This window comes from Rhizobium skierniewicense (genome assembly GCF_014196515.1).
GTDB classification, from domain to species: domain Bacteria; phylum Pseudomonadota; class Alphaproteobacteria; order Rhizobiales; family Rhizobiaceae; genus Agrobacterium; species Agrobacterium skierniewicense.
This window is the reverse complement of the sequence record NZ_JACIDV010000003.1, coordinates 199,791-214,990: the sequence shown is the minus strand read 5'-3', so window position 1 is coordinate 214,990 and position 15,200 is coordinate 199,791. Positions and strand designations below refer to the sequence as shown.

The window sequence follows — 15,200 nt, the reverse complement described above, 5'->3', positions numbered from 1 at the left end:
TCCCCAAAACACGGGGATGAACCGTGGCGCCTCCTCGTAAGAAATTGAAAGTATTTGAGATTTTGCGCACAGCTAGTGCGTTTGATCCTGACGCCATACAACTCATTGCGCTTCATAAAATAATGAAATACACTTCATTAAATTCATAACATGTCGATGTGATCATGAAAGACCCGCAGGCGCCGGATCACCTTATCTCCCTTGCCGAAGCCTCCCGCAAGACAGGGAGGATTTTGACGCGTGGCGCCTTCAGCGAACTCGACACGGGGGCTACCCCAACTCTTGCAGACCTCGCCGAGGCCCTGAATTTTGCGCTTGGCGACGGCCGCATCTGGCTCAACGACCAGCGCATGCTCCTGATCCAGTCGCTCGTTCTCGGCCGGCTTCGGCAGGAGATCATCGATGCCTTCGGGATAGAGACAGCCAAGGGTCTGTTCATGCGTGTCGGCTACATGCAGGGCGTTCGGGATGCGGAGCTGATCCAGAAGCGGTTCGCGCAGGAGGATCTAACCCATGCACTCGCCGCAGGTCCCCGTGTCCATACGCTTGAAGGCTTCGTCAAGGTCACGACCAAGCAGTTCCAGTTTGATCTCCGCAAAGGGACCTATTTCGGCGAATTCTACTGGGACGATTCCTCGGAGGCCGCCGAGCATCTCTCAAGCTATGGTATTGCCAGCGAGCCCGTCTGCTGGATGCAGATCGGGTATCCCTCAGGCTATACCAGCACGCTCTTCGGCAAGCCGGTGGTGTTCCGCGAAATCGAATGCGCAGCCATGGGCGCACCGCGCTGCTTCGTCGTCGGTCAACATGCCGATGCCTGGGGTGACGGTGCGCCCGAACGCCAGTATCTCGGCCTCGACTGGAGCGGCCGCCGCCCCGTAGCGGTGAACCCGGGGGTGCCGACATCGGCGGCAAAATCACCCACCGTACCAGACGGCCAGGTCGTTGGCGTTTCGGCCAGCTTCCTGCGAACGAGGCTAATGCTCGAAAAGGTGGCCGACACAGACGCGACGGTGCTCTTCATCGGCGAATCCGGTGTGGGAAAGGAGCTTTTCTCGAACGAGTTACACAGGCTCAGCCCGCGTCAGGACAAGCCCTTCGTGCCGATCAATTGCGCCGCCATCCCGGAAGCACTGGTCGAGTCCGAGCTGTTCGGCGTTGAAAAAGGTGCCTTTACCGGCGCTGTCCAGTCGCGCGCCGGATATTTCGAACGCGCCCACGGTGGCACGCTGTTCCTCGACGAGATTGCCTCTCTTACCTATTCGGCGCAAGGCAAGGTCCTTCGAGCTATCCAGGAGCGGAAGATCGAACGCGTCGGCGGCACAAGGACGATACCGGTGGACGTTCGTGTCGTCACCGCGTCGAATGTCGACCTTGCTGCAGAGGTCAGGGGCGGACGCTTCCGGCAGGACCTGTATTTTCGGCTCTGCGTGTTCCCGATCGTCATCCCGCCGCTTCGCGACCGTCGCGACGATATCCCACTCCTCGCCGCGCATTTTCTGACGTTCTTCCGAGATCGACATCGGCGTGACACCGCCGGTTTCACCCGCCGGGCTATGGACGCGCTTCTGGCTTACGATTTCCCTGGCAATATCCGCGAACTCCAGAACCTCGTCGAGCGCGGCGTCATTCTTTCCGAAAGCGGCTCATTGATCGACCTGCAGCATATGTTTACAGGCTTCGAGATGATGCCGTCGCCCGCGCTCAAACTGACCGAAGGCGGTCGGATTTCTACGGCATCACAATCGGCCGAGCACCGCGAGGATCCAGGCCATCCGATAACGACACCCGACGCACTCAAACGGGCCGAGACAGAGCTTTACGTTTCGTGGCTGGCCGCCGCAGGTGGAAACGTTTCCGCCGCAGCGCGCCAGCTGGGAATAACACGCGCCAAACTGGAATATCGGCTTAGGAAACTCGGGCAACTCGATTGACCGAGCCCTTCACGGCGACCAAAGCGAGCCGTCGGTAACAGCAGCCAATCCGGGTCAAAGCCTTTGCTTTACATTTCCTATTGAAGCGTCGGCCGCGATCCCTTTGACCCGACGCGTCGAAGACCGAGCAACAGTATGGTGAGGGCAGCGATTGTCGAGCCGAGGCCCATCGCAAGGGCGACTGTCGGAAGGGTGGCTCCGTTTGCAAACAGCATGCCGGCAATGATGGGACTAAGGGCCGCGCCGCCTCGGCCGATACCGATGACAAAGCCGGTGCCGCTTGCGCGGACCTCGGTGGGAAAGGTCTCGGCAACGATCGCATACATCCCGACAACGCCCGCATTGGTGGCGCATCCCGCAAGAGCCGCGAGAATGGAGAGCTGCACGAGATCTGGAGCGCTGCGCCCGAACAGAGCGACAAGAACCGTCGCGATCACCATGACGCCGATCGTCAGGCTCTTCACGGGAAAACGTTGAGCAAGGATGCTGACGATGATCGAACCGACGATGCCGCCAATATTCGCCCAGACAAGGACATTACCGGCGGCAGATGGCAGGAAGCCCATATCCGCGACGATTTTCGGCGCCCATTTCAGGATGAAGTAGAAGGTCATGATGTGGAAGAAATAGGCAAAAGTCAGGCACAGGGTAGCAACGAGCAATGTTGGGGAAAATAGCTGCCCGATGCCGGGTTTCAGGCGTATCCCGGCCGGTTCCGGCAAAGCGGAGACGCTTGCACGGCCCATGCGTTTCAGGACAGCGTTGAGCCGTTCGAGCGCGCCCTTGGGACGCCGCTGAATGAGCCATGGCACGGATTCCGGGAGGGTAAAATAGACCAGGGGTATGCAGCAGGCCGTCACGATGGCACCGCTGGCAAACACCGCTCTCCAGCTGTAATCGACCAGGAAATGCGACACGAGGGCGCCACCGATCACGGCACCGACGGGATAGCCTGTCGCCATCAGTGCGACTGCGAAACTTCGGCGTTTCGCGTTGGCATGTTCAGCTGCGAGCGCGTTGGTTGCCGCCAACATACCGCCGATCCCGAGACCGGTCAGGAGCCGCCAGGCTGACAGCGGCAGGATGCCGGAAGCCGTTGCCGCCAGCGCCATTCCACTGGCCATCAGCACGAGGCTGACGAGGACGGCGGCGCGCCTGCCGATCCGGTCGCAGAGGCCTCCGAGCCACACGGAGCCGATGGCCATGCCGATGAGTTCCATCGACAGGACGATACCAAGCGCGGCACGGTCGACACCCCATTCCTTGGCGATGCCGGGCGACGCAAAGCTGATCGACAGGACATCGAACCCGTCGAGCGCGTTCAACAGAACGCACAGACTGACGGCCCATATCTGCATCGGGCTCATTGGCGTCCGCGCGAGACTGTGTTGCGGATCCTCGATCATGGCTGTTCCTCCCTCAAGGTTGAAATGGAATCAGGGACCCTGTCCGCGCTTCGCGGATGCAAAGCCCTCATGCGCTATCGGTCTCAGTCGCCCAGTGTCATCAGCGCGTCGAGGATGACGGCACCCTTGCCTCCGGGGTAGACGACGACGGGATTGAGATCGATTTCCCGGATAGACGGTTCTGCTCGAAGAAGACGGCCGAGGCGGCTGACGATTGCGGCCACAGCACCGACATCGCAGGGAGCGGCCCCGCGAAATCCGTCGAGAAGCGCGGCGCATTTCAGCCGTCCGATCTCCTCAATGATTGCCTCGTCTGTCAGGTCCGCCGAGAGCAGGCGGACGTCCTTCAGGATCTCGGCCTGGACGCCTCCGAAACCCACGAGAATGACAGGACCCCATTCCGGATCGTTGCGTGCTCCGACGATCAGTTCGATTCCGCGCGGGCTCATCGTCTCCACAAGGACCCCGTCCAGCAAGAGGCCAGGCCTATGGCGGGCGATGTTTGCCGAGAGCTCTGCCCAGCCCTTCAACACGGCTGTGTCATCCGAGAGACCGACGACAACCCCGCCGGCGTCGCTCTTGTGCGAGAGATCGGCAGATTGCGCCTTGAGGACAACGGGATAGCCGATCGCGCGCGCGTGCCGGCAGGCCTCTTCCGGCGTCGTGGCGAGCATCCCTTGCGGTAAGACGAACCCCCCCTGCCGCAAAAGGTCCTTAGCCTGATATTCAGGAATGACTGCCGGACCGGCCGGCAAGGCCGCCAGACGCGTCGGCTCGGCGTCGGTCACGACGAGTGTGCGGCGAGCGCGCTCGGAAAGCCGGGACACGGCCCGCATCACCCGGTCGGTGGATGGGAAATAGGCGATACCCAGAGCGCGAAGGCCATCGACATAGGCGGATTGGATCGGCGCGCCCTCGTCCAGACCGGCAACGATGATGGGCTTGGCGGGTTTCAGGTCCTGAATTGCGCTGAGGATGGAGGGGAACTTCAGGGTGCAGGTCTTGGCGTCCGTCTGGATGATACCGAGCACGATGGTCTCGACACGATCGTCGGTTAGAAGGGCGGCGAGCGTACGCCGGTACAGGTCCGGATCGACCAGAGATTGCGCCGTGAGGTCGACGGGGTTACTGACGGGCACGAAGGGCGGCAGGGCGGCGCGAAGGGCGGCACTGTCCTCGTCGGTCATCTGCGGTAGAGGAAGGGCCAATGCTTCGGCCAGATCGAGCGTCAACGCCTTGAAAGCGCCGGACTCGCCAACGACCGCCACGCCGCCACCCCCGATCCTGCCGTAGCGGGCGGTCAGTTCCAGGCAGTCGCCGAACTCCTCGAGCGTCTCCACCAGCGTGACGCCCACCCGCTCGACACTGGTCTTCATAACCTGGAAGTCGCCGGCCATGGCGCCGGTGTGGGTGGCGGCTGATTCCCGCGCTGCACTGCTGCGGCCGGGATGCAGCAGAATGATCGGCTTTCCCGCCGCGATGCAGCGCCGCGCGGCTTGCAGGAAGCGCGCCGGTTTGCGGAACTGCTCCACCACCAGACCGATGACGTGGGTATGGGGATCATCGATCAGATAGTCGACGTAATCCTCGACGCCACTTGCCGCTTCGTTTCCGGTCGATATCGAGAATGACAGGCCAAGCCCGCGCGCAAGCAGGGTGCTATCCACGACTGCGGCGATCGCACCCGACTGGGAAACGATGCCGATGCCCGGACGGCCGTCAAGTCTGATGTCGGGCGTCTCGATGAATGTCAGAGGGATGCCGTCGACGAAGTTGACGAGGCCGAGGCAATTCGGCCCCTCGACCATCATGCCGCTTTGAGCCGCAATGGCGGCGATCTCGCGCTGTTCGGCCAATCCCTCGGCCCCACCCTCGGCGAAGCCGGCGGAGAAGATCACCACTGCACCGGTTTTGCGCAGCGCCAGCGCCTTAACGGCTTCCAGGACGGAAGCACGCGGAATGGCTAAGATCGCGACATCGACGCCCTCCGGCAGATCGCCGATGGCCTTCAGACACGCGCGACCGCCGATTTCCTCCCGGTTGGGGTTGACGAGAAATATTTTGCCAGGAAATCGTAAACGGTCGAGATTGGCAAGGACCGACGCGCCCAGGGCGCCAGGTTTGTCGGATGCACCGATAATCGCCACGGAAGCCGGACGAAGCAGGCGGCCAATCGCGTTTGCAGGCATGAACCGGATATCTTGATCCACAGTCGTCTCTCCTCCACAGGGCCGCGCGTCCATGGAAGCGACGGCTTTCATCCCATCTGTTGACAGGTCCGCATCGTCTCCCCTTACGATACGGACCCACTCTGTCTATGCTTTCGACTTCGACCGGTCGTAGGCACCGAGACCCGGCTTGTAGCTCTTCTCATCGATGAACTGCCGGATACCCTCCTTCCGTCCCTCGTTGTCGTAGCTGTTGGCGGCCTCTTGAGCGCGGACGAGATAATCTTCCGCTTCATCGTAGGTCATCGTGCCGACCCGTCGCACCACATCCTTGGTGGCCTTGAGGGCAACGGGGTTTTTCTTGAGAAGCACCTGCGCGACCTCGCCGACGCGGGCTTTCAACTGTTCAAGCGGCAGGGCCTCGTTGACGAAGCCCCATTCGGCGGCCTTCCGGCCATCGATGTTCTCGCCCGTGAGCGCATGGTACATCGCGTTGCGGAAACCGGTCAGCTCCAGCGCGACCTTGGTGGCTCCCCCTCCCGGCAGGATGCCCCAGTTGATTTCGGAGAGGCCGAATTTCGCCTCTTCCGCAGCAAAGGCCAGATCGCAAGCGAACAGCGGGCCGTATCCGCCACCGAAGCACCAGCCATTGACCATGGCGATGGTCGGTTTCTGGTACCACCGCAGCCGGCGCCACCAACCGTAACTTTCCCGCTGCGCCCTGCGTGTACCGCGCAGTCCCTGGCTCTCGGTCTCGCGGAAGTATTCCTTGAGATCCATGCCGGCGGACCATGCTGTCCCCTCACCGGTGAGGACGAGGACGCCAACGTCCTCGGAAAATTCGAGCTCGTCCAGAACGTCCATCATCCGGCGATTGAGTGCCGGGTTCATGGCGTTGCGCTTATCCGGACGATTGAAGCTGACCCAGGCGACCCGATCAACGATTTCGAAAGTAACGGTGTTCTGTTCATCGCGATGTAAATCCACGGCATTTCTCCTTATGTGACGAACGGCGGTTGTTGGGTGAACGCTCTTGAAGACAGCCGACCTCCTCAAGGCTGGCCGCCTCGCATCGGTCCACGCCCCTGGACGCCGTGTTGTTTGGCTTGTGTATTGTGCGTTTCCCGGATGGCCTCACATCGGGAAATGCTCGCCGCTGGTGTCCAGCGTGATGCAACACAACTTTATAAGTGGATCGAGGTCGGCCTTGCCGCCGAAGCGGTCGTAGCCTGCGCTTTTGACGCCACCGAACCGCGTCTGCGCCTCGTCGTGGACGGTCGGTTCATGGATGCGGGAGATGGCAGATATCCTCCGGCGGGCGACACGCAGGCCACGTGCGGCGTCGTTTGCCGGATCGACAGCGTAGTCCTTGCCCCACGCCCTGACGACGGCGGCAAACGGACCGAAGCTCCCATGACGAAACAGTCGCATGGCAGGCGTCACGTCATCCATCACGATGACCCGCTGGAACGAGGCGTTACGATCTGATTGAGCTAGTCTTCGAGCGATATTCACCACCATTGAGCCTCCCGCCTCATGATATGTTATATAACATGACATTTTGATTTGAATTGGCAAGCGAAATTTTCTAGGGTCGGACATGAACAGGATCGAAACCGCCCCCTTGTCGTCAGAAGACGCGTCAACCAACGCCAAGCCCTCCCTCACGACGGTCACCAATCCCCTCGACGACCATCTCGGCTACCAGCTTCGGCGGGCATCGAGTTCTCTGATGGGCGTGCTAGCCCAAAGGCTGGCGCAGATCGACCTGACCCCAAGCGAAGCATCCGTCATGATCCTGATCGCTGGCAACGACCGCATCATTCAAAGCGAGATCGGCCGGATTCTTGGCATCCAACGGGCAAACATGGTGCCGTTGACGGCATCGCTTGAAAGACGCCACTTGATCGAACGGGAACATATCGGCGGAAAATCCTTCGGGCTGACCGTGACCGCAGATGGCAGACGGGCGGCCGCTGAGGCCGAACAGGTCATGCTGGAGCATGAACGAGAATTCTTCGGCGCCTTGCCATCCCGGTCCCGCAAGTTGCTGCTGGATCTGCTCGGTCCGTTCTGGAAGAAAGGGGAGTGACAGAGAAGCGATTGGTACGATCACTGCAACGACTGGCGCGAACCCGGGCCTGAAAGCATGGTTGCCGATCTCGGCGACAGCCAGCGCGGCCACCCGGTGTCGCTGCTCCGATGCGCCGTCGGCAAACCGGTGCCCGGCTTCACGCCAACAGAATGCCAAAAACATCAGGGCTGTTGGATATGATCCTGATCGAGCAGGACCTGCCGGGAGCAAACAGCGAGCACTTCGCCAAATGCTTAAACTTGCCACCAATGGACTATTTGCAATTCGGGATTTCACCCTTAAGTCTGGAATCGCAATAGTCGTATCTGGGAGTTTGCATGTCGACGGTTCTTGAAGAGGTGGAGACGCGCCGCGCGCAGGCAAGGCTCGGTGGCGGTCAGAAACGCATCGATGCACAACATGCCAAAGGCAAGCTGACGGCCCGGGAGCGTCTCGACGTATTGCTGGATGAGGGCTCCTTCGAAGAATACGACATGTATGTCACCCACCGCGCCGTGGATTTCGGCATGGCCGAGCAGAAGGTCGCTGGCGATGGCGTCGTCACCGGATGGGGCACCATAAATGGCAGACAGGTCTACGTCTTCAGCCAGGACTTTACCGTTCTGGGCGGTTCGCTTTCCGAAACCCATGCGCAGAAAATCTGCAAGGTCATGGATATGGCCGCGCGGGTGGGAGCACCTGTCATCGGTCTCAATGACAGTGGCGGCGCGCGTATCCAGGAGGGCGTATCGTCGCTCGCCGGTTATGCAGAGGTTTTCCGCCGCAATGCCGAAGTCTCCGGCGTTATCCCACAGATCTCCGTGATTATGGGCCCGTGTGCGGGCGGTGCGGTCTATTCCCCCGCCATGACCGATTTCATCTTCATGGTGCGCGACACGTCCTACATGTTCGTCACCGGACCGGATGTGGTCAAAACCGTCACCAACGAGATCGTGACAGCGGAAGAACTGGGTGGCGCTTCCACCCACACCAGAAAATCCTCCGTTGCCGATGGCGCCTATGAAAACGATGTCGAAGCGCTGGAGGCCGTGCGCGCGCTGTTCGATTTCCTTCCGCTCAACAATCGTGAGAAAGCACCGAGCCGACCGTTTCACGATGACCCGGCGCGGTTGGAGCAAAGGCTGGACACGCTGATACCAGACAGCTCCGCCAAACCCTACGACATGAAAGAGCTGATCCACGCCCTGGCCGACGAAGGCGACTTCTTCGAGATACAGGAAGCTTTTGCCAAAAACATCATCACCGGCTTCATACGCATCGAAGGCCAGACCGTTGGCGTTGTCGCCAACCAGCCCATGGTACTGGCCGGTTGCCTTGACATTGACAGCTCGCGCAAGGCCGCCCGTTTCGTGCGTTTCTGCGATGCCTTCAACATTCCCATTCTGTCGCTCGTGGATGTGCCCGGATTTTTGCCCGGTGTGGCTCAGGAGTATGGCGGTGTCATCAAGCATGGGGCAAAATTGCTTTTTGCCTATTCGGAAGCGACCGTGCCGATGGTGACGCTGATCACCCGCAAGGCATACGGCGGCGCCTATGACGTGATGGCCTCCAAACATATCGGTGCTGACATCAACTATGCCTGGCCAACGGCGGAGATCGCCGTGATGGGTACCAAAGGGGCGGCGGAAATCCTCTATCGTTCAGAGCTTTCCGATCCTGCGAAGATTGCGGCACGGACCAAGGAGTACGAAGAGCGTTTCGCCAACCCCTTTGTGGCGGCAGAGCGGGGCTTCATTGATGAGGTCATCATGCCGCACTCCTCCCGTCGCCGCATCGCCCGCGCGTTCGCCTCGCTACGCAACAAGCAGGTGACGACGCATTGGAAGAAACACGATACGATTCCGCTGTGAGGGTACCGCAATGATCTCCAAAATCCTCATCGCCAACAGAGGCGAAATCGCTTGCCGCGTTATCCGGACGGCAAAAGCCATGGGCATAAAGACGGTGGCCGTCTATTCTGATGCCGATGCCAATGCTCTGCATGTGCGCGAAGCGGACGAGGCAGTGCATATCGGCCCAGCGCCTTCCAACCAGTCCTATATCGTGATCGAGAAAATTCTGGAAGCCATCCGCCGGACGGGTGCCGATGCGGTGCATCCCGGCTATGGATTCCTGTCGGAAAACCCGGCCTTTGCTGCTGCTCTGGAAAAAGCAGGCATCATCTTCATCGGCCCGCCGGTGAAGGCAATCGAGGCGATGGGCGACAAGATCACCTCCAAGAGGCTGGCCCAGGAGGCTGGCGTCTCCACCGTACCCGGCCACATGGGACTGATCGAAAACGCAGACGAAGCTGTGACGATAGCCTCGTCTATCGGTTACCCCGTCATGATCAAGGCATCGGCGGGCGGCGGGGGCAAGGGCATGCGAATCGCCTGGAACGACGCCGAAGCACGCGAAGGCTTCCAATCCTCCAAAAACGAAGCGAAATCCTCCTTCGGCGATGACCGCATCTTCATCGAAAAATTCGTCAATCAGCCTCGGCACATCGAAATTCAGGTGCTGGGCGACACGCATGGCAACGTACTTTATCTGGGAGAGCGCGAGTGCTCCATCCAGCGCCGCAACCAGAAAGTCATCGAAGAGGCTCCGTCGCCTTTCCTTGACGAGGCCACACGCAATGCGATGGGTGAACAGGCCGTTGCCCTTTCCAAGGCGGTTGGCTATCACTCTGCCGGGACGGTGGAATTCATCGTGGATGGCGATCGCAATTTCTATTTCCTGGAAATGAACACCCGTCTGCAAGTGGAACATCCGGTGACGGAACTCGTCACAGGCATCGATCTCGTGGAGCAGATGATCCGCGTTGCATCCGGCGAGCCATTGGCGTTCGGACAGAGCGATATCAAGCTGAACGGCTGGGCTATCGAAAGTCGCCTCTACGCGGAGGATCCATATCGAAACTTCCTGCCTTCAATCGGTCGTCTCTCGCGATATCGCCCCCCGACAGAGGGGACACAGCCCAACGGCACCGTGATTCGGAACGACACGGGCGTTTTCGAAGGCGGTGAAATCTCGATGTATTATGATCCGATGATCGCCAAGCTCTGCACCTTTGGCAAAGACAGGACAGAAGCCATAGATGCCATGGGAGATGCGCTGGACAGTTTCGAGGTCGAGGGCATCGGCCACAACCTGCCCTTCCTCTCTGCCGTCATGCAAAATCAGCGCTTCCGCAGCGGAAATCTGACGACTGGCTTTATCGCCGAAGAGTTTCCCGAGGGCTTTGCGGGCATCGAACCCGAGATTGAGACTGCAAGGAAGCTGGCCGCTGTTGCGGCCATCATTCATCACCGGGTGCAGACACGTGCCACGCAGATTTCCGGGACGATCGGCAACCACCGCCGCATTGTGGGCAACGATTGGGTTGTCCGTTTGGCAAAGACGGACCACCGGATTTCCCTCATCGGGGATGAGACCAAAACCTCGGCAACCTTCGAGGACGGCACCGTTTTACCAATCGAGACGTCTTGGCAACCGGGGCAGACGTTGCAAATGTTTACGCTCGGTGGGCAGTCCATGGCCGTGAAGATTGATCTTTCGCCATCTGCAATTCGTCTCCGCTGGCGAGGACTGGACGTAAAAGTGCTGGTTCGCACCCCGCGCATCGCCGAGCTTGCCAAACTGATGCCAGACAAGCTACCGCCGGACACGTCGAAACTTCTGCTGTGCCCCATGCCAGGGGTGGTTACATCCATTTCCGTGCAGGAGGGCGATCATGTGGAGGCGGGCCAGGCGCTGGCAACCGTTGAAGCGATGAAGATGGAAAACATTCTTCGGGCAGAGCGGCACGGTCGCGTTAGCAAGGTGTCGGTCAGTGCAGGCGATAGTCTCGCGGTCGATGAGGTGATTTTGGAGTTTGAATAGGCGGCCGGATCGTTTTAAACAGACGGTGCTTTTCAGCCTGACACCAAAGGACCTACTATGCCCAGCGCGACCGATCGCATCGTCTATCTCAACGGTAAATTTCTTCCTGAATCCGAGGCGAAACTCTCCATTTTCGACCGCGGCTTTCTATTTGGGGACGGCATCTACGAGGTCACGTCCGTTATCGATGGCAAGCTGATCGACAGCGATCTACACATGGCGCGGCTGGAGCGAAGTGCAGGTGAGATCGACATTCCTCTGCCCATCACCACCCAGCAGGTGGTCGAAGCGGAACGACGCCTGATCAGCGAAAACAGTCTGACGGAAGGTTTGATCTACCTGCAATTAACGCGTGGCGCTGAAGACCGCAATTTTCTATTTTCGGATGATCTCGCACCCACGCTCGTAATGTTTCCGCAGGTGAAAAAGCTCGTCGGAACCCCGCAGGAGGCGACCGGGCTCTCGGTCAAATCTGTTCCCGATCAACGCTGGGCTCGCCGCGATATCAAATCCGTCTGCCTGCTGCCGCAGGTCATGGCCAAGCGCATCGCCAAGGCTGAGGGCTGCGATGAGGCATGGATGATCGAGGACGGTTTCGTGACCGAGGGCGCCTCTTCGACGGCCTATATCATCACTGCAGACAAGAAGCTGGTGACACGCGGCAACAGCAACAAAACCCTGCCCGGCTGCACACGCCAAGCGGCTTTGCAGTTGATCGAAGAAGCGGGTCTGACCTTGGAAGAGCGCCCCTTTACGCTCGATGAGGCTTTGAAAGCGCAGGAAGCGGTGCTCACCAGTGCGGGCAACTTCGTGATGCCCGTCACAAGCATCGACGGAAAACCTGTCGGCGATGGAAAGCCCGGCCCACTTGTGAAGCGCCTGCGTGAGCTTTACCTCGAAAACGCGATGCGCACCGCCATTTGAGTGAGAACGGCGTTCGTCCTTACCGGACCGAGCGCCGATACTCGACCATGCGCGCACGGCTGGTAACCAGTTCCAGCCGATCGTGACCCAACGCGTGCAGGCAGACGCGTTTTGTCCATGGGCCATCGTTCAGCGTAAACAGAAAGCGGCCAGCGCCGAGGGCCGTCAACGGCATGGTTTGCCGCGTCGGCCCGACACCCATGGAAAGCATGTTATTCTCTATCGAGAATTCGGCACCCTCCTCGCAAATCCAGCGACCGGTCAGCGCGGTCGGCACGTCATGCGATCCGACCGGCAAAAAGCGGCGTTGTGCGTGTCCAGCCTCCCCCACCAAGGCGTCTCCCTCCACGCGAAGACGCACCGGCGATGAGGCCGATCGGGAGGAAACCCAGCCATCGCCATCGTCATAGAGCGTGTCGTCGGCATCGATGAACGTGCAGGTGCTTCCTTTGATCTCCAGCCACCACGGACCCGTTTCTGTGATGTAGAGACCATCCGGCAGGCTGCTTGTAGGCTGGGGCAATGGCAGACCGGTCAGCGCCGCCATACTTTCCAGCGCTATCTTGAAACCGTTGGTGTCCTCTCTATTGGAGACGACGACGAAACCCGTGCCGTTTTCCGGATCGAGCAGAAAGTAAGTCTTATAACCGGGATGCGAACCGCCGTGCCCGAGGAAGCGACGCGTGCCCAAATGCGACCAGCGCAAGCCAAGCCCGTATTCGCTCATCCGACCATCCGCCAAAGGACGTTCAGCAGACAATGCTTTCAATACGCTCTCGAAGCCAGGTTCGCCGTTCAAAAGCGCCTGCAACCAGCGGACCAACGCCTCGGCACTTCCCGCCAAACTCCCGGATGCAGAAATGTGCAAGCCTGCGGATGATAGCTGCCAGCCCTGTTCGGCCTGCCAATATCCAGGCACAAGTCCAGCCACCGGGTCGCCCCACACATCCGGTGCCTTGAGAACGACGCCGAACGGTGCGGCGATCTTCTCCCGGACGAAATCGTCGAAACGAATCCCTTTTCGCTCAAGTGCGGCTTCCACCAGACGATAGCCCGTGTTGGTGTAGGATACCTCGCTGCCCACTGGGAAATTAAGGCGTGTCAACCGCGAAACATAGTCCAGCAGCGGCGCAGCATGCGTTTCCGTGTAGACCGAAAGGCCAAGCAGCGAGAGACATTCGCGCACATCCGGCAGGCCACCGCTCATATCCAGCGCCTGCCCCACCGTGACATCGCGAAGCGGCGATTGCAGTTCTGCAACGTGTTTTCCGAGCGGATCATCAAGCGCGATCAGATGGTTGTTTTCCAGCACCATGGCACAAAACACATGCTTGGTGACCGACGCGTAGCGCACAACGCTTTTGGGTGAAAAAGGTGTGTAGGTCGCTAGACTTTCCACGCCGCCTGAACAGGCAAACCGCAGGCCCGACAGGTCAAAGCCGACAACAGAACCTCCGGGCTCGTTGTTGCTCCATTGCGACACGAAGTCTTCGGCCACGTTCGAAGCAGCGGTCCAGTCCTGATTGTCCAGCATGTTTTTTCCATTCAAAATCGTCCCCACAACGCGAAGGACCCTGTTCAGACGCTGCATTTGCACCTATCTGACGCGTACAGCAATGCCCTGTCAGACCCTCCGAAAGTGACCACGATATGACCAATCCCAACGCTGTACCCGTATTCGATGGCCATAATGACGTCCTTTTGCGTCTCAAACTCTCGGGAAATTCTGGGCCGGAAAAGCAGTTTATCGACGGCGATACGGTCGGGCATATCGACCTGCCACGCGCCAAACAGGGCGGTCTGGCGGGCGGGCTTTGTGCGATTTTCGTTCCTTCACCGTCAGGCTTCGATGCCGATCGCAATTTCATCCCCCCAAACCAGCCCGACGCCTTGGCCACCACGCTGGGCATGGCAAGCCTGCTGTTTCGCATCGAAGCGGCATCGGATGGCAAACTCAAGATCTGTCGCAACGGCGCCGATATCCGGGAGGCGATGGCAAGTGGCGCGTTCGCTTCAGTGCTGCATATCGAGGGTGTGGAAGCGTTTGATGCGGATCTCGATGCGCTTTATACGCTTCATCAGGCGGGGCTAAGGACATTAGGTCCGGTCTGGAGCCGCCCCAACATGTTCGCGCATGGTGTTCCTTTCCGCTTCCCGTCTACGCCCGATATCGGGCCTGGCCTCACCGAAGCCGGACAGAGGCTGGTCAAGACCTGCAATGAGCTGAAGGTCATGGTCGATCTTTCTCACATGAATGAGCAAGGCTTCTGGGATATCGCCCGGATTTCCGACGCGCCACTGGTCGCATCCCATTCCAATGCACATACCCTTTGCAACCACAGCCGCAACCTCACAGACCGGCAGCTGGACGCCATTCGGGACACGGGCGGGTTGGCCGGTCTCAATTTCGGCGTGCTGTTCGTGCGCCAGGACGGCACCAAGAACCCGGACACTGATTTGGGAGAACTGGTCCGCCATGTCGATTACATGGTCGAGCGCATGGGCATCGACCATGTTGCGTTTGGATCGGACTTCGATGGCACCACGATTCCCGCGGCGATGAAGGATGCATCTGATCTGCAACTTCTTGTCGATGCCTTGCGGAACGCCGGATACGATCAAGCAACGCTTGAAAAAATCTGCCACGGCAACTGGATCAGGGTTCTGGACGCGACCTGGAGCCAATCATAGTCCGAAGAGGCAATCCGGTCTGCCGCGACCCTCGGCCTTTGTCATGATTGACGTTTCTTAAACGTCGGGCCGTCGCAATTTAGAAAATAAAAATTAAATCTTCGTATGACTGAGACGA

At 59.6% G+C, this 15,200-nt stretch carries 11 protein-coding genes; 6 read left to right on the top strand and 5 right to left on the bottom strand.

Annotation, left to right across the window (positions count from 1 at the left end; genetic code table 11):
- Nucleotides 1–164: 164 nt before the first annotated feature.
- Nucleotides 165–1,934 carry a sigma-54-dependent Fis family transcriptional regulator gene (locus tag GGQ73_RS05960; RefSeq protein WP_183894757.1) on the top strand — a complete coding sequence of 590 codons (1,770 nt, stop codon included), beginning with the start codon at nucleotides 165–167 and terminating at the stop codon, nucleotides 1,932–1,934.
- A gap of 77 nt (nucleotides 1,935–2,011) precedes the next feature.
- On the opposite strand, the gene GGQ73_RS05955 is transcribed toward GGQ73_RS05960, so the two are convergent.
- The 4 genes from GGQ73_RS05955 to GGQ73_RS05940 all read right to left on the bottom strand — a co-directional run bounded on the left by GGQ73_RS05955 (nucleotide 2,012) and on the right by GGQ73_RS05940 (nucleotide 7,029).
- The gene (locus GGQ73_RS05955; RefSeq protein ID WP_183894755.1) at nucleotides 2,012–3,340 is read right to left on the bottom strand and encodes an MFS transporter; all 1,329 of its coding nucleotides are present in this window, start codon (nucleotides 3,338–3,340) and stop codon (nucleotides 2,012–2,014) included.
- A gap of 83 nt (nucleotides 3,341–3,423) precedes the next feature.
- A complete protein-coding gene (locus GGQ73_RS05950) occupies nucleotides 3,424–5,550 on the bottom strand; it encodes an acetate--CoA ligase family protein (protein ID WP_252094068.1) in 2,127 nt (708 codons plus the stop codon).
- A 105-nt stretch (nucleotides 5,551–5,655) separates the two neighbouring features.
- Nucleotides 5,656–6,495 (bottom strand): p-hydroxycinnamoyl CoA hydratase/lyase, encoded by an 840-nt coding sequence (locus GGQ73_RS05945; protein WP_183894753.1) that lies wholly within the window; start codon nucleotides 6,493–6,495, stop codon nucleotides 5,656–5,658.
- Nucleotides 6,496–6,642: 147 nt separating this feature from the next.
- Nucleotides 6,643–7,029, bottom strand: coding sequence for an aldehyde dehydrogenase family protein (locus tag GGQ73_RS05940; RefSeq protein ID WP_183894751.1), 387 nt, complete (start codon nucleotides 7,027–7,029; stop codon nucleotides 6,643–6,645).
- Between the two features lie 79 nt (nucleotides 7,030–7,108).
- Here GGQ73_RS05940 and GGQ73_RS05935 point away from each other — a divergent pair, with 79 nt between their 5' ends.
- The 4 genes from GGQ73_RS05935 to GGQ73_RS05920 all read left to right on the top strand — a co-directional run bounded on the left by GGQ73_RS05935 (nucleotide 7,109) and on the right by GGQ73_RS05920 (nucleotide 12,391).
- Nucleotides 7,109–7,600 carry a MarR family winged helix-turn-helix transcriptional regulator gene (locus GGQ73_RS05935; RefSeq protein WP_183894749.1) on the top strand — a complete coding sequence of 164 codons (492 nt, stop codon included), beginning with the start codon at nucleotides 7,109–7,111 and terminating at the stop codon, nucleotides 7,598–7,600.
- 320 nt (nucleotides 7,601–7,920) lie between these two features.
- On the top strand, nucleotides 7,921–9,453 hold the full coding sequence (locus GGQ73_RS05930; protein WP_183894747.1) for an acyl-CoA carboxylase subunit beta: 1,533 nt from the start codon (nucleotides 7,921–7,923) through the stop codon (nucleotides 9,451–9,453).
- Nucleotides 9,454–9,463: 10 nt separating this feature from the next.
- On the top strand, nucleotides 9,464–11,467 hold the full coding sequence (locus GGQ73_RS05925) for an acetyl-CoA carboxylase biotin carboxylase subunit (protein WP_183894745.1): 2,004 nt from the start codon (nucleotides 9,464–9,466) through the stop codon (nucleotides 11,465–11,467).
- A 57-nt stretch (nucleotides 11,468–11,524) separates the two neighbouring features.
- The gene (locus tag GGQ73_RS05920) at nucleotides 11,525–12,391 is read left to right on the top strand and encodes a D-amino-acid transaminase (RefSeq protein WP_183894743.1); all 867 of its coding nucleotides are present in this window, start codon (nucleotides 11,525–11,527) and stop codon (nucleotides 12,389–12,391) included.
- Between the two features lie 19 nt (nucleotides 12,392–12,410).
- Here the strand turns inward: GGQ73_RS05920 and GGQ73_RS05915 are convergent, their stop codons facing one another.
- On the bottom strand, nucleotides 12,411–13,925 hold the full coding sequence (locus tag GGQ73_RS05915; RefSeq protein ID WP_183894741.1) for a serine hydrolase domain-containing protein: 1,515 nt from the start codon (nucleotides 13,923–13,925) through the stop codon (nucleotides 12,411–12,413).
- 116 nt (nucleotides 13,926–14,041) lie between these two features.
- On the opposite strand from GGQ73_RS05915, the gene GGQ73_RS05910 reads away from it, so the two are divergent.
- Nucleotides 14,042–15,082 carry a dipeptidase gene (locus GGQ73_RS05910; RefSeq protein WP_183894739.1) on the top strand — a complete coding sequence of 347 codons (1,041 nt, stop codon included), beginning with the start codon at nucleotides 14,042–14,044 and terminating at the stop codon, nucleotides 15,080–15,082.
- Nucleotides 15,083–15,200: the final 118 nt, after the last annotated feature.